Source organism: Hyphobacterium sp. CCMP332, assembly GCF_014323565.1.
Classification (GTDB): Bacteria; Pseudomonadota; Alphaproteobacteria; order Caulobacterales; family Maricaulaceae; genus Hyphobacterium.
Genome location: NZ_CP058669.1, coordinates 1,345,673 through 1,366,867 on the forward strand (window position 1 = coordinate 1,345,673; position 21,195 = coordinate 1,366,867).

Annotated in this window: 21 protein-coding genes and 1 pseudogene; 3 read left to right on the forward strand and 19 right to left on the reverse strand. The window is 59.7% G+C overall.

What is annotated here, in order from left to right; all coding sequences use genetic code 11:
- Positions 1–82: 82 nt before the first annotated feature.
- The 3 genes and pseudogenes from HXX25_RS06870 to ssb form a co-directional block, all read right to left on the reverse strand.
- Positions 83–487, reverse strand: coding sequence for a hypothetical protein (locus tag HXX25_RS06870; RefSeq protein WP_187165212.1), 405 nt, complete (start codon positions 485–487; stop codon positions 83–85).
- Positions 453–668, reverse strand: a complete 216-nt coding sequence (locus HXX25_RS06875; RefSeq protein WP_187165213.1) for a hypothetical protein — start codon at positions 666–668, stop codon at positions 453–455. Before HXX25_RS06875 ends, HXX25_RS06870 begins: the two co-directional genes overlap by 35 nt.
- A 138-nt stretch (positions 669–806) precedes the next feature.
- Positions 807–1,279, reverse strand: a pseudogene (gene ssb / locus HXX25_RS14400) (single-stranded DNA-binding protein).
- Between the two features lie 125 nt (positions 1,280–1,404).
- Here ssb and uvrA point away from each other — a divergent pair.
- Positions 1,405–4,293 (forward strand): excinuclease ABC subunit UvrA, encoded by a 2,889-nt coding sequence (uvrA, locus tag HXX25_RS06885; RefSeq protein WP_187165214.1) that lies wholly within the window; start codon positions 1,405–1,407, stop codon positions 4,291–4,293.
- Here uvrA and HXX25_RS06890 read toward each other — a convergent pair whose 3' ends face one another.
- The 5 genes from HXX25_RS06890 to HXX25_RS06910 all read right to left on the reverse strand — a co-directional run bounded on the left by HXX25_RS06890 (position 4,294) and on the right by HXX25_RS06910 (position 9,249).
- The gene (locus HXX25_RS06890; protein ID WP_187165215.1) at positions 4,294–5,187 is read right to left on the reverse strand and encodes a hypothetical protein; all 894 of its coding nucleotides are present in this window, start codon (positions 5,185–5,187) and stop codon (positions 4,294–4,296) included.
- Between the two features lie 70 nt (positions 5,188–5,257).
- Entirely contained in the window at positions 5,258–6,238 is a 981-nt protein-coding gene (locus HXX25_RS06895; protein WP_187165216.1) for a hypothetical protein, read from the reverse strand.
- 69 nt (positions 6,239–6,307) lie between these two features.
- On the reverse strand, positions 6,308–7,204 hold the full coding sequence (locus HXX25_RS06900) for a hypothetical protein (protein WP_187165217.1): 897 nt from the start codon (positions 7,202–7,204) through the stop codon (positions 6,308–6,310).
- Positions 7,205–7,267: 63 nt separating this feature from the next.
- Complete coding sequence (locus HXX25_RS06905) at positions 7,268–8,056, reverse strand: hypothetical protein (protein ID WP_187165218.1); 789 nt, start codon at positions 8,054–8,056, stop codon at positions 7,268–7,270.
- A gap of 32 nt (positions 8,057–8,088) precedes the next feature.
- Positions 8,089–9,249, reverse strand: a complete 1,161-nt coding sequence (locus HXX25_RS06910) for an energy transducer TonB (protein ID WP_187165219.1) — start codon at positions 9,247–9,249, stop codon at positions 8,089–8,091.
- A 102-nt stretch (positions 9,250–9,351) separates the two neighbouring features.
- On the opposite strand from HXX25_RS06910, the gene trmFO reads away from it, so the two are divergent.
- Positions 9,352–10,743, forward strand: a complete 1,392-nt coding sequence (gene trmFO / locus HXX25_RS06915; RefSeq protein ID WP_187165220.1) for a methylenetetrahydrofolate--tRNA-(uracil(54)-C(5))-methyltransferase (FADH(2)-oxidizing) TrmFO — start codon at positions 9,352–9,354, stop codon at positions 10,741–10,743.
- Here the strand turns inward: trmFO and HXX25_RS06920 are convergent.
- Entirely contained in the window at positions 10,740–11,564 is an 825-nt protein-coding gene (locus HXX25_RS06920; RefSeq protein WP_187165221.1) for a squalene/phytoene synthase family protein, read from the reverse strand. The two genes, trmFO and HXX25_RS06920, sit on opposite strands and share 4 nt — an antisense overlap.
- Before the next feature lie 113 nt (positions 11,565–11,677).
- Between HXX25_RS06920 and HXX25_RS06925 the strand changes: the two genes are divergently transcribed.
- Positions 11,678–12,283, forward strand: a complete 606-nt coding sequence (locus HXX25_RS06925; protein ID WP_187165222.1) for a superoxide dismutase — start codon at positions 11,678–11,680, stop codon at positions 12,281–12,283.
- A 95-nt stretch (positions 12,284–12,378) separates the two neighbouring features.
- Here HXX25_RS06925 and HXX25_RS06930 read toward each other — a convergent pair whose 3' ends face one another.
- The 10 genes from HXX25_RS06930 to tatB all read right to left on the reverse strand — a co-directional run bounded on the left by HXX25_RS06930 (position 12,379) and on the right by tatB (position 21,194).
- Positions 12,379–13,005 (reverse strand): urate hydroxylase PuuD, encoded by a 627-nt coding sequence (locus HXX25_RS06930; protein ID WP_187165223.1) that lies wholly within the window; start codon positions 13,003–13,005, stop codon positions 12,379–12,381.
- A 63-nt stretch (positions 13,006–13,068) separates the two neighbouring features.
- Positions 13,069–14,037, reverse strand: coding sequence for a protein translocase subunit SecF (gene secF / locus HXX25_RS06935; RefSeq protein ID WP_187165224.1), 969 nt, complete (start codon positions 14,035–14,037; stop codon positions 13,069–13,071).
- Between the two features lie 10 nt (positions 14,038–14,047).
- Positions 14,048–15,631: a protein translocase subunit SecD gene (secD, locus tag HXX25_RS06940; protein WP_187165225.1), complete on the reverse strand. Its 1,584-nt coding sequence runs from the start codon at positions 15,629–15,631 to the stop codon at positions 14,048–14,050.
- A 6-nt stretch (positions 15,632–15,637) separates the two neighbouring features.
- Positions 15,638–16,015 carry a preprotein translocase subunit YajC gene (yajC, locus tag HXX25_RS06945; RefSeq protein ID WP_187165226.1) on the reverse strand — a complete coding sequence of 126 codons (378 nt, stop codon included), beginning with the start codon at positions 16,013–16,015 and terminating at the stop codon, positions 15,638–15,640.
- 83 nt (positions 16,016–16,098) lie between these two features.
- A complete protein-coding gene (locus HXX25_RS06950) occupies positions 16,099–17,082 on the reverse strand; it encodes a M23 family metallopeptidase (RefSeq protein WP_187165227.1) in 984 nt (327 codons plus the stop codon).
- A 76-nt stretch (positions 17,083–17,158) separates the two neighbouring features.
- Positions 17,159–17,806 carry a protein-L-isoaspartate(D-aspartate) O-methyltransferase gene (locus HXX25_RS06955; protein ID WP_187165228.1) on the reverse strand — a complete coding sequence of 216 codons (648 nt, stop codon included), beginning with the start codon at positions 17,804–17,806 and terminating at the stop codon, positions 17,159–17,161.
- On the reverse strand, positions 17,803–18,591 hold the full coding sequence (gene surE, locus HXX25_RS06960; RefSeq protein ID WP_187165229.1) for a 5'/3'-nucleotidase SurE: 789 nt from the start codon (positions 18,589–18,591) through the stop codon (positions 17,803–17,805). The genes HXX25_RS06955 and surE overlap by 4 nt, the downstream gene beginning before the upstream one ends.
- A complete protein-coding gene (serS, locus tag HXX25_RS06965) occupies positions 18,588–19,865 on the reverse strand; it encodes a serine--tRNA ligase (RefSeq protein WP_187165230.1) in 1,278 nt (425 codons plus the stop codon). Before serS ends, surE begins: the two co-directional genes overlap by 4 nt.
- 67 nt (positions 19,866–19,932) lie before the next feature.
- Positions 19,933–20,751, reverse strand: coding sequence for a twin-arginine translocase subunit TatC (tatC, locus tag HXX25_RS06970; protein ID WP_187165231.1), 819 nt, complete (start codon positions 20,749–20,751; stop codon positions 19,933–19,935).
- Positions 20,748–21,194, reverse strand: a complete 447-nt coding sequence (gene tatB, locus HXX25_RS06975) for a Sec-independent protein translocase protein TatB (protein ID WP_187165232.1) — start codon at positions 21,192–21,194, stop codon at positions 20,748–20,750. Before tatB ends, tatC begins: the two co-directional genes overlap by 4 nt.
- Position 21,195 lies beyond the last annotated feature (1 nt).

Sequence of the window (21,195 nt, forward strand, 5' to 3'; positions counted from 1 at the left end):
CAGGAACCGGTGAGCGGCACGAATGGACAACAACCACCAGGCAAGCGATCAGCGCGAAAGCCGGGCCGTCTATTCGTCTTCGTTAGCCAGCTGCCGTGTTCCGAGAGTGACGGCCAGCAATGCGCGATTGCGCTCGATGTTCTGCTCGACCTGCCGCTGCGCTTGGCCAGACAATTCGCGGCTTCAGCCATTCGTTCTCGGGCATTGGCGCTTCATTCGACGCTGCGATGAAAACGCTGTCCGATGCAGAGCAGACCCACCACGGAGAATACTCTCCGGAAAAGGTCTCGCCATCCTCCTGCAAGCGGTCCAGCGCGGCTTGCATCCTACTAACGTTTTCGAAAGCGGCACCGTCATCCGAGATATTCATATAGGCGGCAACATCGCCACCCGCCATGTCCGAAATGATCGCCACCGCATTGGTGGCCGACGAATCCAGACAGCGCATCGCATCATAGAGTGTCCGTGCGCGAGCGAGGAAAAACATAGACCGCCTGATCCGGATCGAAAGATGCATAGCGCCGGGCGGCCTCGAACAGATAGGCCGACGGAATGCTGTCCCGCGCCTCATAGAGCTGCTCTGCGATCTCCCGGTCGCGGGTCCGGGCTTCACCGCGTAAAACGCCCATTTCGCCGAGCACTTCGCCCCAGGCCCCATCGCCGACCACAAAATGCGTCGTGCTGCCGTCGGCCAGTTCGACCTGGGTCAGGTGGGGTTACGCGCGCCGCCGATCCCCAGCTGAGCGGAGGCCAGACCGGCAAAGGCTGCGGCGGCCATAAGGCCGCCTATAAACTGGAACACTTGATCAAAACGGTATCTCGTCATCCATGTCATCGTTCCGGAAACTGTCGCGGTTATCGGACACCTGCCCGCCGCCACCGGATTGATTGCTGGCGCGATCATAACCGCCACCGCCGGCATTGTCGCCCCGGCTGTCCAGCATTTGCAACTCGCCGCGGAACCGCTGCAACACAACCTCGGTTGTATATTTGTCATTTCCATCGCGATCCTGCCATTTACGCGTCTGAAGCTGGCCCTCGATATAGACCTTGGAGCCCTTCTTCAGATAATTCTCCGCAACCTTGGACAGGTTCTCATTGAAAATCACCACGTTATGCCATTCGGTTTTTCCTTGCGCTCGCCGGAATTTTTGTCCCGCCAGCTCTCCGACGTCGCGATCCGAAGATTGCAAACCGGGTCTCCGGAATTCAATCGGCGTATTTCCGGATCTGCTCCGAGATTGCCCACAAGTATGACCTTATTGACGCTGCCCGCCATATCCCCATCTTCCTCTGTCTGCTCAAGTCCATCCCAACGGTGGACCGGAGATAAATGTTCACATAATGTTCCCGCAGTCAAATGCGTGATTCCCCGCAGTTGAACGCACCACGAGGCCGAAGTCCATGTCCGATCCCATGAAGTATATCCGCGTTCAGGGCGCGCGCGAACACAATCTCAAGGATGTTTCGCTTGAGATTCCGCGCGACCAGCTGATTGTCTTCACTGGACTTTCCGGGTCTGGCAAATCCTCCCTCGCCTTCGATACCATCTATGCCGAAGGCCAGCGCAGATATGTGGAAAGCCTGTCTGCCTATGCGCGGCAATTCCTCGAATTGATGTCCAAGCCGGATGTGGATTCGATCGAGGGCCTGTCACCGGCCATTTCCATCGAGCAGAAGACAACGTCGAAAAACCCGCGCTCGACGGTCGCCACCGTCACCGAAATATACGACTATATGCGGCTCTTGTGGGCGCGGGTGGGCGTGCCCTACTCGCCCGCCACCGGCCTGCCGATTGAAAGTCAGACCGTCAGCCAGATGGTGGACCGGCTGATGTCGCTCGACGAGGGCACGAGACTCTATCTGCTGGCGCCTGCCGTCCGGGGCCGCAAGGGTGAGTACCGCAAGGAATTTGCGAACTGGCTGAAGGCGGGTTTCCAGCGCGTCAAGGTCAATGGCGAATTCCATTCGCTGGAAGAACCCCCGGTGCTGGACAAGAAATTCAAGCATGACATCGATGTGGTCGTGGACCGCGTCATCATCCGGGAGGGTTCGGAGCAGCGCTTTGCAGAATCGCTTGAAGCCGCTCTGAAGATCGCCGATGGCATTGCCATTGCGGAATTTGCCGACAAGGCCGAGGGCGAAGACGAACCGCGCCGCATCATTTTTTCCGAGAAATTCGCCTGTCCGGAATCCGGCTTTACCATCGAGGAAATCGAACCGCGTCTGTTTTCGTTCAACAATCCGTTCGGGGCCTGTCCGGCCTGCGACGGGCTGGGCCAGTCGCTGAAATTTGACGAGCATCTGGTCGTGCCGGATCGCGGCAAGAGCCTGATGGATGGGGCGATTGCGCCCTGGAGCCGGACCACGTCCCGGCTTTACCAGCAAACCCTCACCGCGCTGGCCGAGCATTTTGGCGCCTCCATGGTGGAGCCATGGCGCGACCTGCTGGAGGATTTCAAGCAGGTCGTACTCTACGGCACGAAGGAGAAGATCAAATTCACGTATGAGGATGGCTTGCGGACGTTCGAAACGACCAAGTCGTTTGAAGGCGTCGTCCCCAATCTGGAACGCCGCTGGCGCGAGACGGACTCCAACTGGGTCCGCGATGACCTGGCCCGCTTCCAGTCGGCTCAACCCTGTGAAACCTGCGGCGGCAAGCGCCTGAAGCCCGAAGCCCTCGCCGTCAAGATCGGCAAGCTCGACATTTCCGAAGCCAGCCACAAATCCATTCGCCTTGCGGCCGACTGGTTTGACTCCGTGGCCGAAAATTTCACGCCACGTGAAAGGGCGATTGCCGAACGCATCCTGAAGGAAATCCGCGAACGCTTGCGGTTTCTCGTCGATGTCGGCCTTGACTATCTCACCCTCGACCGGGCGTCCGGCACGCTGTCCGGCGGTGAAAGTCAGCGTATCCGCCTCGCCTCGCAAATCGGCTCAGGCCTGACTGGCGTGCTCTATGTTCTGGATGAACCGTCCATCGGCCTGCACCAGCGTGACAATTCCCGGCTTCTGGAATCGCTGCGCGGCCTGCGCGATCTCGGCAATACGGTGATTGTCGTCGAACATGACGAGGAAGCCATTCTGACCGCCGATCACGTGGTCGATCTCGGACCGTTCGCCGGCGTTCATGGCGGCGAAATCATTGCCTCGGGCAAGCCTGAAGAGATCAAGGCCAACCCCAAAAGCCTCACCGGACAATACTTGTCCGGGGTGAAGGAAATCGCCATCCCCGACACGCGCCGCAAGCCCAGGAAGGGCCGCAAGATCGTGGTTGAAGGCGCGACCGGCAATAATCTGAAAAACGTCACCGCCGAATTTCCGCTGGGGATATTCGTCTGCGTGACCGGCGTATCCGGCGGCGGCAAGTCCACCCTGACCATCGAGACACTCTACAAGGCCGCAGCCCGCAAGCTGAACAAGGCCCAGAATGTTCCGGCCCCGTATGAACGGATCAAGGGGCTCGAATTTCTCGACAAGATCATTGATATCGACCAGTCGCCGATTGGCCGCACGCCGCGCTCCAATCCGGCCACTTATACCGGGGCTTTCACCCCGATCCGCGAATGGTTTGCCGGCCTGCCGGAATCCAAGGCGCGGGGTTACAAACCCGGACGCTTTTCCTTCAATGTGAAGGGTGGCCGCTGTGAAGCCTGTCAGGGCGACGGGGTCGTGAAGATCGAGATGCACTTCCTGCCGGACGTCTTCGTGCCTTGCGATGTCTGCCACGGCGCACGTTTCAACCGCGAAACGCTGGAAGTCACCTTCAAGGGCAAGTCCATTGCCGATGTGCTGGATATGACGGTTGAGGAAGGCGCAGACTTCTTCAAGGCCGTGCCCGCCGTGCGCGACAAGATGGAGACACTCAAGCGCGTGGGGCTTGGCTATATCAAGATCGGCCAGCCCGCCACCCAGCTGTCCGGCGGCGAGGCGCAGCGTGTGAAATTGTCGAAGGAGCTGTCAAAACGCGCCACCGGCAAGACGCTCTACATCCTCGACGAGCCCACCACGGGTCTTCATTTCGAGGACGTCAACAAACTCCTCGAAGTCCTTCACGAACTGGTGGAGACCGGAAACTCGGTTCTGGTCATCGAGCACAATCTCGACGTCATCAAGACCGCCGACTGGCTGATTGATCTGGGGCCGGAAGGCGGCGATGGCGGCGGCGAAATCGTTGCCGCCGGCACGCCGGAACAGGTCGCCAGCGTCGAGGCCAGCTGGACCGGGCGGTATCTCAAACCGATGCTGGAACGCGATATCGCACGCAAGAAAGACCGCAAGAAGAGCGCCTGATCAGGAGAATGTATCTGATACGGGCCGGTTGCTCTCGTCAATCTGCAGCGCGGCATAGCTGGCGATGCCGCGCATCATGATGGCGGGCAAATGATAGATGACCTGAACAATAACGTAGAAGACAAACAGAAGTGGCCAGCCCGCCGTCTGACCGGATGTCGTCTGGCCCGCCTGATCAAACGGCATGACCCCGATCAGCCCGGCATAAAGTGCGGCAGCCATCAGCGATGCGATCACGGCAACAACAAAACTGCCCAGCAATGGCCAGAAGATCTGCCGCGCACCGCGAATACCGGCACCGATCGATATCCGGCCTTTCAACAGCCCCAGCGCCAGGACCGGCGAGAACAGCACCATAAACGCGCCGGCCATCACAAATGTGACCAGCACGACAAGGCTGCCGGCCAGCATTTCGCCGGCCGCGCCGGATGTCGCAAACAGCACCGTGATGACCACTGCGGCAATCGCAACAATCAGCATGGCACCAAACAGGATCAGGCCGAGCAGTATGCCGGTAAGGGTAAAGACGCCCTCATCCCGGCCGATCCGGAATGGAAAAAAACCGTCATCCTGTCCGCGCACGAATAGCCGCAACCAGGCGCATTCGAACAGAATGCCCAGCACCAGCGCAACGCCCATAAAAGGCAGGAGTCTGGACAAATACGCGCCGGTCACCCGGAGTTGTTCATCCTCCGATCCGATGGTGCCGCCTGCCCCGCTCGCCATTTCAAGATAGGCCGCCATCTCGTCGCCCACGGCTTGCAGCTGAAATGCGCCAAGCACCGCCCCGTACAAGATCGTCCAGACGGCCAGCGTCACGAAGGCTCTGGGGCGCGCCTGCACGACTTCAAATGCAAAGCCCAGCGCTTTTCCAACGTCAAATTTCGGCTTCATGTCCGGCTCCGGTCGGTCTGTTTCTGCGGCACAGTTTCAAACCAGTCCGGGCCCGACTTCAAGCGCGCCGTCAGTCAGATCCTGCCGGTGCCGCCAGCGGCTGGCTCGACAGGGCGGTATAGGCACCCACGCCATGCCAGATGGCGTCCACAAATGACCGGAGGATAACCGACAACAAACCCGCCGCAATCAGCGTTGAAACGGTGCCCGGCGACGTCAGCGTTTCGGTCAGCATGGTCAGGACCTGCTCGGGATTCGGCTCCTGCCCGGCCTGCGCCATGGTGAAAAACTCGCTCAATGTCGGCCACAAAGCACCGAGGAAGGCAAAGTTCAGGATCAACCCGACCACGGAGGACAGAACGAAGATGATGATCCCGGCAACGATATAGCTGCCGAGCACAGGCCAGAACACGCCCTTCGTGGCGCTCCAGCCCGGAAAGGCAATCCGCTTTTGAAGGATCGACAGGGCGGGCGCTGCCGACACCCGGACCGCAATGAACAACGCCAGGATCAGGAAAACGAGCAGGCTGATCCCGACCACCAGCCCTGCTGCAATTGCGGCCCCGGCTTCGCCGCCACCCGAAAAGGCGGCCGCTGCACCGAAAGCGGCGATGACCATCAGAAACGAGAAAGCGAAATAGGCTCCGACACCCATCGCTATCAGGCCGAGATTGGTCACAAACAGATGTAACTCGTCACTGCCGATGCGAAACGGAAAGACCGGCGCGATTTCTTCTCGCACAAGAAGGCGAAGCCAGGCGGCCTGTGCCAACAGCGAGACCACAACACCACCAATCGAAATCAGCGGCATCAACGCCATCGAACTGCCCATCCGGGCGAACAATTCCGCTTCATCAGGTTCGGTGCCGGACGCTGCAAGCTGGAACATCCAGATGTAGAAATCACCCAGCGTCACCCATGCCAGATAGACCAGTCCGCCGGTCAGGAGCGCCTGCCACAAGGCAATCCACAGAACGGCGGCGGGATTTTTCCCGGCAACATGAAAGAAGCGAAAGACAGCGCTGCCGAAATCGTATGATCGGGTGCTCATCGACACCTCCCCTGTTGTCCCACTTTAACAATCGCAGATAACGGTGAGTCTGTCAGCGGGAATGTGGGGTCAGTCGTCCCCGCCCCAGGCGCGGTAGAGCGCCGTGGTCAGCCCGGCAAACAGCGGCGTGGTCAGAAAGGCGGCCAGCCAACCATGCAGGAAGGCCAGCGGCGCATAAACCGTCCAGCCAAGCGTGAACGCGCCCTCTGCAAACAGTCGCGCGGGTTGATGGATAGGTGCATCAAATGCGTATTCGGCCACAACCCCCAGCCCGTGGACCAGCAATCCGGCCGGCACAAAACAGAGTATGGCACCCAGCACGACGGCGAAACCGCGCTTGTGCGTGATGGCCATCACCGACAATGCCTGCACCTTGCGGCGGGCGATGCTGGCCGCCGGCGCGATCAGCAAACGCCCGGCAAATCCGCCGACCAGAAGGGCGAAGACCACACCGAGGCCTATCGCGATTGTCCATTCTGCGGGGCCAAAATAGGCCCACAAATCAGGGATGTTTCCGGTCGTGGCAGGGTCTTCCGGGGTCAGGCCTGCCGCATCGCGGGAGACGATGGAAACCGCCGCCATCAGGGCCGCATATATCACCAGGGCAATACCGGCCGCCACAAATATCAGGAAAAAGATCAGCGCCCAGGAGGCCGCCAGCCTCAATTCATCCGCGCCCAGCTGATAACCCAGAAACCCTGCGGGGCGGCCGCGCACGGAAATGCGAAACATCGCGGCCTGAGCCAATGTGGTCGCGCCATACCAGCCAATGAATGCCAGAAGATAGAGCGACCAGTTGGGAGCAACCGTATCGCTTGTGACGGCACCGGTCTGCCAGGTCAGGGCAATCGCGGCGAGGCCCGGCAGGATCGCCGCCAATGCCGCCCATCCCGCATTATGCCGGAAGAAGCCCAGCGTCCGGACGATGGCCCCCGGCAGGGCGGAGAAGGAGGAAATCCGTGTCATGACCGCGAACCTATCCTGCCCGAACAATTCGGCAATGCGTCATTTGCGGCATGGGCCGGCTGTTCAGTCAGCTTCGGCATTCGCCGGATCATTCAAACAAATGTCAGGCTGGTCAGCGGCGATGAACATTCCCGATAGACAGGGCTCAAAGGTCAAAACCATATAGCCATCCAGATTTATGTAATGGCTACGAATCCGGCTGAGGCGGCGTAGAAATACGTCGCTCGGTCGCCCCGGATAGGTCAACATTGGCCGAATATCGCGTACATCTCCGCGGTGGCCAGTGCGCACATCAAAAACACCCACCACATAATGCGTCAGTGGCGCATCATAACGGATGCGAAACGGAGGAAGATCTCCGCAGCGCTCCGGATCTGTCCGGTAGGGCCGTTCAATATACGGGCTATCAAACGAAAAGATATCGTCTGGTGGATATGTCCCGAAATCAGCGGAATACTCAACGGCAACGAAACGCTGGTTCCGCGTCAGTCCGCCGGCCTCGTCATGAGCCTGCAGAGCAGCATGCATATAAAAACTGTAAGCGCGATCGCCGCGCACCAGACGCGAGAAACCGCTCGTAAACGCGAGCTGCGCCGCAAGCGGTGTCCATGCACAGCCGCGATCCGAAACCAGACGCAACGTACTGGCCGTGAGCAAAGAAACGGTTTCCAGATCGCCTTCATCCCAAGCGGCTTCCGCCGCGAAAATCAGTAAATCTTCATTTCCGGCACAATCACCGACAAGTTCAGCGGCACGAACGACGGCGTCACGTTGGCCGCTGCGGATAGCCCGGCGAACCTCTAACTGATCGACAATTGCTTCGCACTCGGCGGCAGGCGAAGCGGCCTGCAAACTGACCGCGGCAGCAAACAGGACAAGTTCGATCAATTACTTAACTCAAATGCAAATTGTGTATAAATGTTCTCGCGTCGTGTCGGCACACCGTCGACCAACATCGGCGAATATTCCCAACGCTCCAGCGCCTCCAATGCAGCTTCGCCGAATACGGGATGCGGCACAGCGTAAAGAACCTCTCCGTTCGAAACGCTTCCATCGGTTTCAACATCAAACATCACAAGCGCAATCCCCTCAACGCCTGCCCTTTCGGCATCTTCCGGATACTCAGGTGGAGATCGGCGAAGCGGTGTGCCCCCTTCAATAACAGCATCTGGCCCAAATCGGCTGACTACCCCTTGTCCATCAGCTTCCGCGGAGCAACTAAGCAACGCCGTGCCACATCCAGCTGGCTCATAACCGCTTTCCTGCAAACGCCGGATCAGATCAGGCCGGTCTCGCGCCGGAATATTGCCGCGCGCATAGCTTGCCCAAGCATTGGCAATTTCTGCCGTTCGCCCCTCGCTGCCAATGGTTTCATTGATGTAGCCGGACAGTGAAAAGTAATAGCCCGCTTCCTCGGCATTATTCCTGAAGGTCTCCGCAAGGCCGGCGAGAAACGTCAGGCTGGCCGTATCATTATTGGCCACCGGTCCGATCTCGGACAATGCCTCCATCGCTTCGCGGGCAAATCGTCCGGCCCGAATTGAATCGCCCTCATTCATGACAGAGAAGGCTGACAGCAAATTACTTTGATAAAGTCCCGCTGCGCGCGTTTCGCCCTGAGGCAATCGTTCATATCCATTGGTTGCATCCTCCGAAAGGCGATGCGCTCTCGCAAAATCCTGAGCCAAATAATAAGCTTGTGCGGCCATCCGGAGGTAATTGGCGCGTGTTTCTACATCCTCATGACGGCGGCCCATTATCTCCGCCGCGCGCTCATACGCTTCTGCCGCGCCGGCATTATTGCCCACAATCAGCGCGACCTCGCCGTAATTGGCGGCCAGAAGCGTTGTGGTCGCGGCGTCAACATCACCCGTTTCTGCTGCGCGCCAGGCGCGCTCGGAATGATAGGCCGCATCCGCCCAGTTTTCCGCATCCACAGCGGCCTCATAACCTCGATAAGCGTCAGCGACGTCTTGCGGCAAGCCTTGAGCGAGAGCCGCAGACGCCAGGATCACACTGGTCATAAATCCGATCAGAAACCGCATGGAGCTCCCCTGCCCTGAATACCTGAGCGATACCCTACACGCTGCGCTTGAAATTGCGAACAGTGCTTGGGTTGGTGGGCATCACCCGCTATATGCCGCCTCATGACACATCCAGTACACATTATCGGCGGCGGCATGGCCGGTTCGGAAGCCACCTGGCAGCTGGTCAATGCGGGCATTCCCGTCATCCTGCACGAGATGCGCCCGGTCAAAAAAACCGAAGCGCACCAGACCGATGGCCTGGCCGAGCTCGTTTGCTCCAACTCCTTCCGCTCCGACGATGCGCAGAACAATGCCGTCGGCCTGCTGCATGAGGAAATGCGGCGCGCCAACAGCCTGATCATGGCCATTGGCGACAAGGTGCAGGTGCCTGCCGGTGGTGCGATGGCGGTGGATCGCGACGCTTTTTCTCAAGCCGTCACCAAAACCCTGAACGAACACCCGCTGGTCACCATAGAACGTGGCGAGGTTGATGGCCTTCCGCCGGAAGACTGGGACAGTGTGATTGTCGCCACCGGGCCGCTCACCTCGCCGGCGCTGGCCAAGGCGGTTCTGGACTATACGGACGAGGACTCGCTGGCCTTTTTTGATGCCATTGCGCCGATCATCCAGCGCGACAGCATCAATATGGACATTGCCTGGATGCAGTCGCGCTATGACAAGGGCGAGACCGAGGCCGACCGCGCCGCCTATATCAATTGCCCGATGGACAAGGACCAGTATGACGGCTTCATTCAGGCTCTGCTGGACGGCCCCAAGACCGAATTCAAGGACTGGGAAAAGGACACGCCCTATTTCGAGGCCTGCCTGCCGATCGAAGTGATGGCGGAGCGCGGACCTGAAACCCTGCGCCATGGCCCGATGAAGCCGCGCGGCCTGACCAATGCGCATAATCCGGATGTGAAGCCCTATGCCGTGGTTCAGCTGCGCCAGGACAATCAGCTGGGCACGCTGTTCAACATGGTCGGGTTCCAGACCAAGCTGAAATACGGCGCGCAGAGCGATATTTTCCGCTCCATCCCCGGTCTGGAAGTTGCGAAATTCGCCCGCCTCGGCGGCATTCACCGCAATACCTTCCTGAACTCGCCCAGACTTCTGGATGCGCAATTGCGGCTGAAGGCGCGCCCGGCCCTGCGCTTTGCCGGACAGGTCATCGGCGTGGAAGGTTATGTCGAAAGTGCCGCCATGGGCCTGATGGCCGGCCGCTTTGCTGCGGCCCAACGTCTGGGCCAAACTTTGCCACCCCCGCCGGAAACAACCGCCTTCGGGGCCTTGATCCGCCATGTCACCGGCGGTCACATGTCCGGCCCGAAAGCCAGCTTCCAGCCCATGAATGTCAATTTCGGCCTCTTCCCCGATATAGATATCCCGCTGAAGACAGAGGACGGAAAGCGCATTCGCGGCAAGGACAAGTCCGTCGCCCGCAAGCGCGCGATGAGCGCGCGCGCCCTGACCGATATCGACAACTGGTTGCAGGCACAGCCGAAGCCCTAGAGGCGTCCCGTCATCGAAGCCTTGAGCAGGTCGAACTGGCGGGCGATTTGCGGGCGGTGAAAATCGGTCCGATAGAGATCGCTCGCTGACCGGGCGGTTTTCAACGTGGCGCGGGCCAGCCTTGCAGGCGCCAGCGCCGGAAACAGATTCGGCGGACATTTGCCGCCCGCGTCGAGTTCTGCCAGTTCGGCCTCCAGGAGGCCAGTCACGCCGGAAAAGACGGAATGCGCCAATTCGGGTTCGCGCCCGCTGGCGAGGCGATGGATGTTGAACTGCGCGGCTGTCAACGCGGTCTCCGGGATGAGCGGCATCTTGTTGCCGGCCCGGAACGCAAATTCCCGGCACCATTGCGCCAGCCCCGTTGCCCGCGCTGATGCATCCGTCAATGGATTTTCCACACCGCCGCCGCAGATCCGGACAGCGATCTGCATCAACGTGCCCCAGCGCCGGTCCATGATCGAGCGTAAAGCGGCTTCGTCCGTCAAACCCTCCGGCAGTGTGCCGTCTTCAACGGCGTCGATAATACGGGCCAGTTCACCGGCATCGATATCGATATCCCCGTCCAGTAAACTCGCCAGCCCTTCATAGGCCGTGTGGCGGCGGACTTTGCGCGGTGTCGAAAACAGGTCGGCAACCGCCTCTCTATGCCAGGCAAAGCGCATCGCCTGAATGGCCGGCTCGCGCGCCTTGAACGGAATGGATTCGATCTCCTCTGCCCAGGCATAAAGATCCGTCAACGCCCGGCGAACGCCGGCTGGCGCAAACAGCGCTGCCAAAGCGCGGTCCGGGACACTGCCGGGATATCTCGCTGCGTTCGTCATGACTTAATCACTTAAGCTTGCTGGAAATTCGGAACCAATTGCCCATATGCGGGTCGAACAATTAACGCGCTGACCGCGCGAAGTCTTGGAAGTTCATCACAAAGGATAATGATATGGCCCACACCCTCCCCGACCTTCCTTACGAACAAGATGCGCTGGAGCCGCACATTTCATCCGAGACGCTCGGCTTTCACCATGGCAAACACCATGCCGCCTATGTCAGCAAGATGAATGCCGCGATCGAAGGCAACGACAAGGCGGACCTGTCACTTGAAGATCTGATCCGCAAAGCCGCCGCTGATGGCGATCAAGGCCTCTTCAACAATGCGGCGCAAACTTGGAACCACACTTTCTACTGGAACTCGATGGCACCCGATGGCGGCGGCACGCCGTCAGGCGATCTGGGTGAGCGCATCGAACGCGATTTCGGCTCGTTTGACGCCTTCAAAAAAGCGTTCGCAGATGCGGGCGCGACCCAGTTCGGCTCCGGCTGGGCCTGGCTGGTGGTCAAGGACGGCAAGCTGGACGTGCGCAAGACGCTGAACGCCGAAACCCCGCTCACCGAAGACGGCGTCGTGCCGCTTCTGACCATGGATGTCTGGGAACACGCCTATTATCTGGATTTCCAGAACCGCCGTCCCGATTACATCGACACCTTCCTCGACAAGCTGGTGAATTGGGAATTTGCCGCGTCCAACCTGAAATCGTCAGGCCAATAGCAAACCCCGAAACGAGATCGCCCGGACAAGCCGGGCGATGACGCGACTATTTTCGTCATGCCCCGGTTTATTTCCGGGGCATCTCTTTTTGCGCCTCAGCCAAACAGGGTCTGGGCGCCGGCCATTGCCACCAGCATCGGCAGGGACAAGAGCGTATTGGTCCGCGAGAACAGCATGGCCGTCCGCGCAGCTTTCGGTTTGGCGTCGGCCTCGGCCTCGACCATCCCCAACGCGATTTTCTGGTTGGGCCAGATCACGAACCAGACATTAAAGGCCATGATCAGCGCCATCCAGATGCCAATGCCCAGGAATGAGTATTGAGCCGAATAGGTGTCAGAAAGCAGCCCGAACGCCAGCACGTCATGAAATCCGTATGAGCCGGAATACTGGCGAAGGCCGATCACGATCAATCCGGTTAGCACGGTGAACGCCGCACCCCAGCGGAACCAGAACAGGGCTTTGGGCGCAATATGCTTGCCGATGGCCGGTTTCATCTCGTCCGGAATTTCCGGCATTGTCGGGATCTGGACGAAATTGAAATACCACAGCAGGCCAATCCACATGACGCCGGCCACCACATGGCTCCAGCGCGCTGCCGCCATCCAGAAGGCTGCACCAAAACCGATGCTGTCGTATGCGAAGGCGTAGCCGACCAGGAAAATCACGGCCAGTGCCAGCGAAATATGAATAGTTGTACGCAGATTTGTCAGTATTGAAGCCATATTGGAATCCTCCCCGATTCACATGTCGGGGAGGACCATATCAGGCTCGCGCAAAAAGCGAAATCAGGCTTCAGCGCTATCGCGCTTGACCTTTGTCACCAATAGCAACGGGGCCGCCACGAAAATCGACGAATACGTCCCGATCACGATGCCGAAGATCATCGCGAAGGCAAAGCCCTGCAAGGCGGCACCGCCCAGTAGCCAGAGCGAGAACAGGGCCACAAGGGTTGTGAGGGATGTGAGGATCGTGCGCGACAGCGTCTTGTTGATCGCCAGGTTGAGAACCTCGTCCAGATCCTTTTTCTTGAACTTGCGAATTTTTTCGCGGATCCGGTCATAGACGACGACGGTATCATTCATCGAATACCCCACAATCGTCAGAATGGCGGCGATAGTGGAAAGGTTGAACTCGAGCTGCGTCACCGAGAACATGCCGATCGTGATGATCACGTCATGCACCAGAGCCAGCACGGCTCCGACGGAATATTGCCATTCAAACCGGAACCAGATGTAGGCCAGCATCAGCACCAGAGCGACGACGATGGACATGATGCCCGCCTCGACCAGCTCGCCGGAGACTTTCGGGCCCAGCACCTGGACGGAGCGATATTCAATCGTCGGATAAAGCTCGCTCAGCGCGGCCTGCACCGCCAGATTGGCGGCTTGCTGGGCCTGCTCGGCTTCCAGGCCTTCGCCTTCCTGCGGCTGCACCCGGATCAAGGCGCAATGATTGCCGTAGCATTCCGAACCTTCGGTCAATTCCGAGAGGCCCTGCAGTTCGATGGCACCGAGCCCGAGATTGTTCAGCACGCCGCGCATTTCATCAATGCGGCTGGCGTCAATCTCTTCTTCAGTACGCACTTCGAGCGTCACACCGCCGGTGAAATCAATACCGAAATTAAGGCCCATCGACAGGAAAGCCGCGATGGATGCCACAATCATCAGGGCTGAAAAGCCGAAGGCCGCAAAGCGCGCCTTGATGAAGGGAATAGACGTTGCGTCCGGGAAATAATTGATGAGTGCGAGGGACATGGGCCGGCTCCTAAATCGGGAGTTTCTTGGGCTTCAGCCCCTTCACCCACATCGCAATCAGCAAGCGGGAGAAGACGAAAGCGGTGAAAACAGAGGTGATGATGCCGATACCGAGTGTCACGGCAAAACCGCGCACAGGGCCAGCGCCGAGCATATAGAGCACGCCCGCCGCGATCAGCGTGGTGATATTGGCATCAAGAATCGCCGACAGCGCTTCGGAATACCCCTTCTCGATCGCATTGGCCGGAGATCGTCCGTTTCGCGATTCTTCGCGTATGCGCTCGTAAATCAGCACATTTGCATCCACCGCCATGCCGATCGTCAGAATGATGCCCGCAATCCCTGGCAAAGTGAGCGTCGCCTGCAAACCGGAGAGCGCGCCCAGTATGAGCGTCACATTGAGCAACAGGGCGAGATTGGAAAACACACCGAACAGCGAATAGGCCACCAACATGAAAACCATCACGCCAATGAAACCGATCACGACGGCGATGGTGCCGGAATCAATCGAGTCCTGCCCGAGACCCGGACCAACCGAGCGCTGTTCCACCACCGTGAGTTCGGCCGGCAAAGCGCCCGCCTGCAGCAGCACGGCGAGGTCATAGGCACTCTCGAAGGTAAAATTACCCTGGATCACACCAGAGCCACCCAGAATCGGTCCCAGAATCACCGGCGATGAAATCACCACATCATCCAGCACAACGGCAAAGCGGCGACCGACATTCTGCGCCGTGACACGCCCGAATGCCGCCGCGCCAGTGGTGTCAAACCGGAATTCAACGACCGGGCGGCCTTCCTGGAACGTCGATCCGGCATAGGTCAGGTTTTCACCCGACACCATCGCCCGGCGCTCAACGGCAATATATGGTTCGGACAAGTTATCCTGCTGGAGGATCATCACCCCGGGAGGCGTCCGGCCCTGACCATCAGCGCCCACGGGCACATCGGCGCGGACCAGGTGAAAGGTCATGCGCGCTGTCGTGCCGACGAGCTCGATAATGCGTTGCGGATTGCTCTCGCCCGGCACCTGAACCAGAATGCGCTCATCCCCCTGACGGGCAATGGTCGGTTCGGTTGTGCCGGAGGCATCAATCCGGCGGCGGATTACTTCGATGGACTGGGCAATCGTACGGTCGCGAATGTCGACGAGAGCCGCATCGGTCAGCGACATGCGAATCGTGCGTTCCGCATTATCGCGGCTGAACGCCACGGTTCGCGACGCCGCACCCGTCAGGCCCATGCTGCCATCGCCAATCGGCCGGGACAGGCTTTGAAGCCGGTTATAGGCCTCGTCCATATCTTCGGCACGGGCGACGCGGATGACGACTTCCTCGCCGATCACCGCATTGGCGGCCGTCGGAATGGTCGGTTGCTGCCGGAAAAGCACATTGGCTTCCTGCGACAATCCATCCAGACGTTCAGAGCGGACGCCCGGAAGATCGACCTCGAAAACCAGGTGCGAGCCGCCTTGAAGATCAAGACCGAGATTGACGGTCTGTCCTGGCACCGGTGAGAAATTCGGCAGGGCAAACCAGATGCCCAGCAAGGAAACAGCCGCAATCAGCCCGATTTTCCAATTGGCGAAATAGAGCATAAGCTCCTACTCCGAAATGGTTTTATTGGCCGGCTTTTTGTCCGACTTGGTGTCATTTGCCGGCTTCGGCTGGGTGCGGGAGCGGACTTCGGAGACCGTAGCGCGCATGACACGCACCTTCACGCCGGTCGCGATTTCCACTTGCAGCTCGGCGTCATCGACCTTGGCCACCTTGCCGACGATGCCGCCAGCAGTAACAACTTCATCGCCCTTGGACAGCGCCGCGACCATCTCGCGATGCGCCTTCATCCGTTGCTGTTGCGGACGGATCAGCAGGAAATAGAAGACAACGAAGATCAGCAGAAGCGGTGCGAACTGGATAAAGGCCCCTGCCACCCCGCCGGATGCGCCTGCGGTGGATGCGATGGAAATAGCGTCGAACATGAAGAAGCCCCTGTGGCGTGCCGGTTATTGAAAGGTCGCGGGAATATATCGGGACGCGCGTGCCATGCAACAAGGGTTGGCGGTTAACTTCCCTGCAGATGCCCCATCGGGTCTTCCGGAGTCACGCCGCGGCGGATCTCGAAATGCACCTGAGACGTATCAACCGATCCGGTCGACCCGGCTTCAGCGATCAATTGCCCCTGGTCCACCCGGTCGCCCTCGGCCACAAGAAGGCGGGAGTTGTGCGCATAGGCGGTCACCCAGCCCCCATCATGGCGGATCAGGACCAGCTCGCCATAGCCCTGCAATTCACCGCCCGCATACACCACCGTTCCGCCCGCCGCGGCCCGCACACTATCGCCTTCATTGGCCGCGATATTGATACCGTCATTGCGGCGGCCATCGGGTTTGGGACCGAATGTCGAGATGATGTCCCCGCGAATGGGCCACTGGAATGTCACCGGCCCCGCGCTCGCCGGCGGCTCGGTGCGCGCGGGTGGGTCGCGGCGCGGGGGCGGATCTGCACTTTCTACCGTGACCGGTGTTTCGCGGGTTACATTGGTACGGGGCCGGTCAGTCCGGACCGGCGGTGGCTCAAGCGAGACCGTGCGCACGCGCCCGTTTGGAATACGGATTTCCTGGCCGACCTCGATGGCATAGGGCGCGCCGATGCCATTGTGGGAGGCAAGGTCCAGATAGTTGATATTATAGCGCAATCCGATCCGGTAGAGATTCTCGCCGCGCCGCACGGTGTGCGAGGACGGGCGCGGAAATGTCAGCTCCTGACCGGCGAGCAATTCATACGGCGGATACAGCCCGTTGGCATTCGCCAGGTCCGACGTCGAGACGCCACAATCCTCGGCAATTTCCGACAGCGTGTCGCCGGACCGGACCGTATAGCGGGCACCCGGATCGCAGCGCGGGGCCGAATTCAGGACGGACGGCGACGGGCCACTGGTATTCGCGCGCCGGTAATCAATCTGCGCAGGATCCCGCGGCGACGGCGTCGCACAGGCGGCCACAAAGGCCACCAGCCATATAGATAGGATCAGACGAACGAATAACACGGTGCAATTTTCACTCTGGTAAACCGGCTACAGTAAGCCCAAGAGGCGTTAATCAGCCGTTAGCCCTGTTCGCGAATCAGAGCGTTTTTGTTTCACCATCCACCAGCGGGACAAAGCGGACATCCATGATGGCGTCCTCATCAAGCTCGCCGGTTTCGGTTCGGGTGTAGCGAATGAGTGTCTGTGTTCCACTGTCATTATTCACGGGGACCACGGCAATTCCGCCCGGCTTCAACTGCGAAAGCAGCGTATCCGGCCGAATCGGTGCTCCGGCGGTCACGATAATCCGGTCGAACGGTGCCTGCTCCGGCCAGCCCTTTGTCCCGTCACCGATACGCGTGGTGATATTGGTCAGGCGCAAGCTGGCAAACCGGGCCTCGGCTTCCTTAGCCAGGGTCCGGTATCGCTCGATCGTATAAACCCGCCGCGACAGGCGCGACAGGATGGCCGCCTGATATCCCGACCCCGTCCCGATCTCCAGCACCTTGCAGCGATCATCCACCTTCAGAAGCTGGGTCATCAGCCCGACAATCAGCGGCTGGCTGATCGTCTGACCGCAATCAATCGGCAGGGCCCGGTCGTCGAAGGCATGGTCCTGGAACCGTTCCGGCACGAAGATGTTGCGCGGCGTTCGCTCGATGGCGCCCAGAACATGGCGGTCCGTCACGCCGGACCCGCGCAAGCTCATCACAAGCTGGATGACGCGGGGCTCGACGCCGGTCATTTGCGTGGCGGCGCCCCACCCAGAAGCCCCTTCAGGCGATGGTGGGTTTCCATATGCGTGAGATCGACATGCAAGGGCGTGACCGAGATACGCCCGCCCATGACAGCGTGCAGATCATCGCCTTCCGGCGGGCTCTGCGGTGCGCCCCTGAAGCCGATCCAGTAATAATCCACACCGCGCGGATCGGTGCGCTTGTCAGCGTGCACAATCGCCTGATCGCGGCGTCCCTGCTTGGTGACCTCCACTTCCTTCACCTCTGACGGGTCGCGATCCGGGAAGTTGATATTGATCAGCACATCCTCCGCCCAGCCCTCTTCCAGAAGACGGCGGATGATTGGCGCTCCGAAGGTCTCGCAAACCTCCCAGCGCGGCTCGGCATTGGGCAGGAAGGAATAGACCTGGCTCAGCGCGATCGAGGGGATGCCCAGTTGCATACCCTGCATGGCGCCGGCGACCGTCCCCGAAAACGTCACATCTTCGGCAACATTGCCGCCGCGATTGACCCCCGACAGCACCAGATCGGGCTTCTTGTCCGTGATCAGGTCCTGCACGCCCATCAGGACCGCATCCGTCGGCGTGCCCGAAATCGCGAAGGATTTGTCGTCGATTTTGCGCACGCGCAGCGGGTCATGCAGAGTCAGGGACCGCCCGGCCCCGGACTGCTCCTCGGCAGGCGCAGCAATCCAGACATCGTCGGACAATTCCGCCGCGATCTTTTGCAGCGATTTCAGTCCGCGCGCACGAATGCCATCATCATTGGTCAGTAGAATTCGGGGGTTTTTCATGCGCTCAAAACCTCGAGCCCACCCATATAGGGGCGCAGCACGTCCGGGATGGTGATCGAGCCATCTTCATTCTGGTGATTTTCCATCACCGCCAGCATGGCGCGGCCCACGGCGACGCCAGACCCATTCAGCGTGTGCAGGAATTCCGGCTTTTTCTCACCCTCACGACGGAAGCGCGCATTCATGCGGCGCGCCTGGAAGTCTCCGCAATTGGAGCAGGAGGATATCTCGCGATACGTAACCTGGCTCGGCAGCCAGACTTCCAGATCATAGGTCTTGCGCGCGCCGAACCCCATATCGCCGGAGGACAGCAGCATCACCCGGTAGGGCAATTCCAGACGGCGCAGAATTTCCTCGGCGCAATTCGTCATGCGGTCCAGCTCCTCCTCGGAGTCCTCGGGCCGGGTCACACACACCATCTCCACCTTCTGGAACTGGTGCATGCGGATCAGGCCACGCGTATCCCTGCCCGCCGAACCGGCCTCGGACCGGAAACAGGGTGTAAATGCAGTCAAACGCGCCGGAAAATCCGCCTCTTTGTGAATGGTTTCACGGAACAAATTGGTCAGCGGCACTTCCGAGGTTGGAATGAGCCAGTAACCATTGTCGGTATGGAAGGAATCATCGGCGAATTTAGGTAATTGCCCCGTGCCGAACATCGCCTCATCGCGTACCAGATAGGGCGGACTCACCTCGGTGAAACCATGCTCTGAAGTGTGCAAATCCAGCATGAATTGCGCCAGCGCCCGCTCCAGCCGCGCCAGACCACCCTGCAGAACGGCAAAGCGCGCGCCGGACATGGCGGCGGCGCGTTCAAAATCGAGCTGACCCAGCCCCTCGCCCAGATCAACGTGATCCCTTGGCGTGAAGCCGAATTCTTTCGGCGTGCCCCATCCGCGCACCTCTTCATTGTCGGCCTCGTCCTTGCCAACCGGAACGTCGTCCATCGGAATATTCGGCAGGCCGGCGAGATGCTGGTTCAGCGCCTCTTCGAATTTCGCGGCGTCAGCACCGGAGTCCTCCAGAACCGATTTCAGGCGATCGACTTCGGCGCGCAGGCGGTTGAACTCGCCTTCATCGCCCTTGGCCTTCGCCTGGCCGATCTGCTTCGACAGCGCATTGCGTTCGGTCTCGGCTTCCTGCTGGCGGCCCACGGCCTCGCGGCGCTTCCGGTCCAGACGCAGGATTTCATCCGACTGCGGTTCCAGGAATCGCTTTGCCAGACCCTGATCAAAGGCTTCGGGATTGTCGCGGATCAAACGGATATCGTGCATGGCTGGACCTGAATCTCTGTTTCAGCGCGGGTGATAGCGAGCCGTCCTGCGGCTGGCAATGACCGGATCAGGATTCGGCGTCGGCCCCGGCCGGTTTGGGGCGCTTCTCGACCATCCGGACACCGGCAATCGAAATGCCATAGAGGGCCATAAGAACCGAACCGAGAATAAGCTGGCTGATCGGATCCGGCGGCGTCACAAAGGCTGCAAACACGAATATGCCCAATAGTGCGATCTTCCACGATCCCATCAATTGCCTGGAGCTGACAATGCCGGCGCCCCCGAGCAGCATCAGCAGCACAGGCAACTGAAAGCTGAGGCCAAAGGCCAGAATCAGGGTCGTCACCAGGTTGAGATAGTCCGACACCCGCGTCAGAAGCTGGATCGAGACCGAATTCTCGCCGCCTATCTGCTCCTGACTCAGCGCAAAGCGCATCACGAAGGGCAGGACGAAATAGTAGACAAAGGACATGCCCGCCACGAACAGCGCCGGCGCGCCGAGCAGAAAAGGCGCAAAAGCGCCGCGCTCATTCTTGTACAGGCCCGGCGAAACAAAGGCGAAAATTTCATAGGCCAGCCAGGGGAAAGCGAGGACCAGCGCCCCGAACAGGGCCAGTTTGACCTTTACGAAGAAAAATTCGAGCGGTGCCGTAAAGATCAGCTCAAGCGATAAATCCCCGTCGCGTACGCGGGCCGCGGCGTCCTCGAACGGCACCAGTAGGAAATTGTAGATCGGCTCGGCAAAGGCAAAGCAAATCCCGAAACCGATGATCAACGCGATCACCAGACGGATCAGCCGCATCCGCAATTCAACCAGATGCTCCATCAACGGCGCACGGCTGGCTTCGACTTCATCCTCGATATCGGTACCGATTTTCTCGTTCATTCCTCAACCGTCGGCTTGGCCGCCTTACGCTTGGGTTTGGTGTAGGGCTCGACCGTCGGCTGCGACGGCTCCGCCGGCGCGACCCCATCAGGCTGTTTCTTGTCGATTGTGTTATGCTGTTTTTCCGCCGCCGCATATTTGCGCTCGACGATTGTCTCGTGTTCCAGAGAGGCTAGGTCGCGCTGGACATCATCCAGCTCGCGTTTGGCTTTCGCAACCGGGTTGCCGGACTTCAGGGCTTCGATTTCGCGGCGAAGCTCGGACATCTCGGCCTCGCGGCCCATATCATCAAAGCTGCGCTGGAAATCGCGGGCCATCTGCCGCGCCTGCCCCACAAAACGGCCAACCCGCCGAAACAGCATCGGCAGGTCTTTGGGTCCGACCACGATCAGGGCCAGAACCGCCAGGACTATAAGTTCGGGAGCGCCAATGCCGGGATTCATG

Excerpts from the sequence above, each read along its gene's own strand:
- yajC (WP_187165226.1), bottom strand. The coding sequence starts at position 16,015 with ATGTTCGACGCTATTTCCATCGCATCCACCGCAGGCGCATCCGGCGGG.
- HXX25_RS06900 (WP_187165217.1), bottom strand. The coding sequence starts at position 7,204 with ATGACACGGATTTCCTCCTTCTCCGCCCTGCCGGGGGCCATCGTCCGG.
- HXX25_RS06910 (WP_187165219.1), bottom strand. The coding sequence starts at position 9,249 with ATGCGGTTTCTGATCGGATTTATGACCAGTGTGATCCTGGCGTCTGCG.
- HXX25_RS06925 (WP_187165222.1), top strand. The coding sequence starts at position 11,678 with ATGGCCCACACCCTCCCCGACCTTCCTTACGAACAAGATGCGCTGGAG.
- HXX25_RS06895 (WP_187165216.1), bottom strand. The coding sequence starts at position 6,238 with ATGAGCACCCGATCATACGATTTCGGCAGCGCTGTCTTTCGCTTCTTT.
- secD (WP_187165225.1), bottom strand. The coding sequence starts at position 15,631 with ATGCTCTATTTCGCCAATTGGAAAATCGGGCTGATTGCGGCTGTTTCC.
- secF (WP_187165224.1), bottom strand. The coding sequence starts at position 14,037 with ATGTCCCTCGCACTCATCAATTATTTCCCGGACGCAACGTCTATTCCC.
- trmFO (WP_187165220.1), top strand. The coding sequence starts at position 9,352 with ATGACACATCCAGTACACATTATCGGCGGCGGCATGGCCGGTTCGGAA.
- uvrA (WP_187165214.1), top strand. The coding sequence starts at position 1,405 with ATGTCCGATCCCATGAAGTATATCCGCGTTCAGGGCGCGCGCGAACAC.
- surE (WP_187165229.1), bottom strand. The coding sequence starts at position 18,591 with ATGAAAAACCCCCGAATTCTACTGACCAATGATGATGGCATTCGTGCG.
- HXX25_RS06890 (WP_187165215.1), bottom strand. The coding sequence starts at position 5,187 with ATGAAGCCGAAATTTGACGTTGGAAAAGCGCTGGGCTTTGCATTTGAA.
- tatC (WP_187165231.1), bottom strand. The coding sequence starts at position 20,751 with ATGAACGAGAAAATCGGTACCGATATCGAGGATGAAGTCGAAGCCAGC.
- HXX25_RS06870 (WP_187165212.1), bottom strand. The coding sequence starts at position 487 with ATGTTTTTCCTCGCTCGCGCACGGACACTCTATGATGCGATGCGCTGT.
- HXX25_RS06955 (WP_187165228.1), bottom strand. The coding sequence starts at position 17,806 with ATGACCGGCGTCGAGCCCCGCGTCATCCAGCTTGTGATGAGCTTGCGC.
- serS (WP_187165230.1), bottom strand. The coding sequence starts at position 19,865 with ATGCACGATATCCGTTTGATCCGCGACAATCCCGAAGCCTTTGATCAG.
- tatB (WP_187165232.1), bottom strand. The coding sequence starts at position 21,194 with ATGAATCCCGGCATTGGCGCTCCCGAACTTATAGTCCTGGCGGTTCTG.
- HXX25_RS06920 (WP_187165221.1), bottom strand. The coding sequence starts at position 11,564 with ATGACGAACGCAGCGAGATATCCCGGCAGTGTCCCGGACCGCGCTTTG.
- HXX25_RS06930 (WP_187165223.1), bottom strand. The coding sequence starts at position 13,005 with ATGGCTTCAATACTGACAAATCTGCGTACAACTATTCATATTTCGCTG.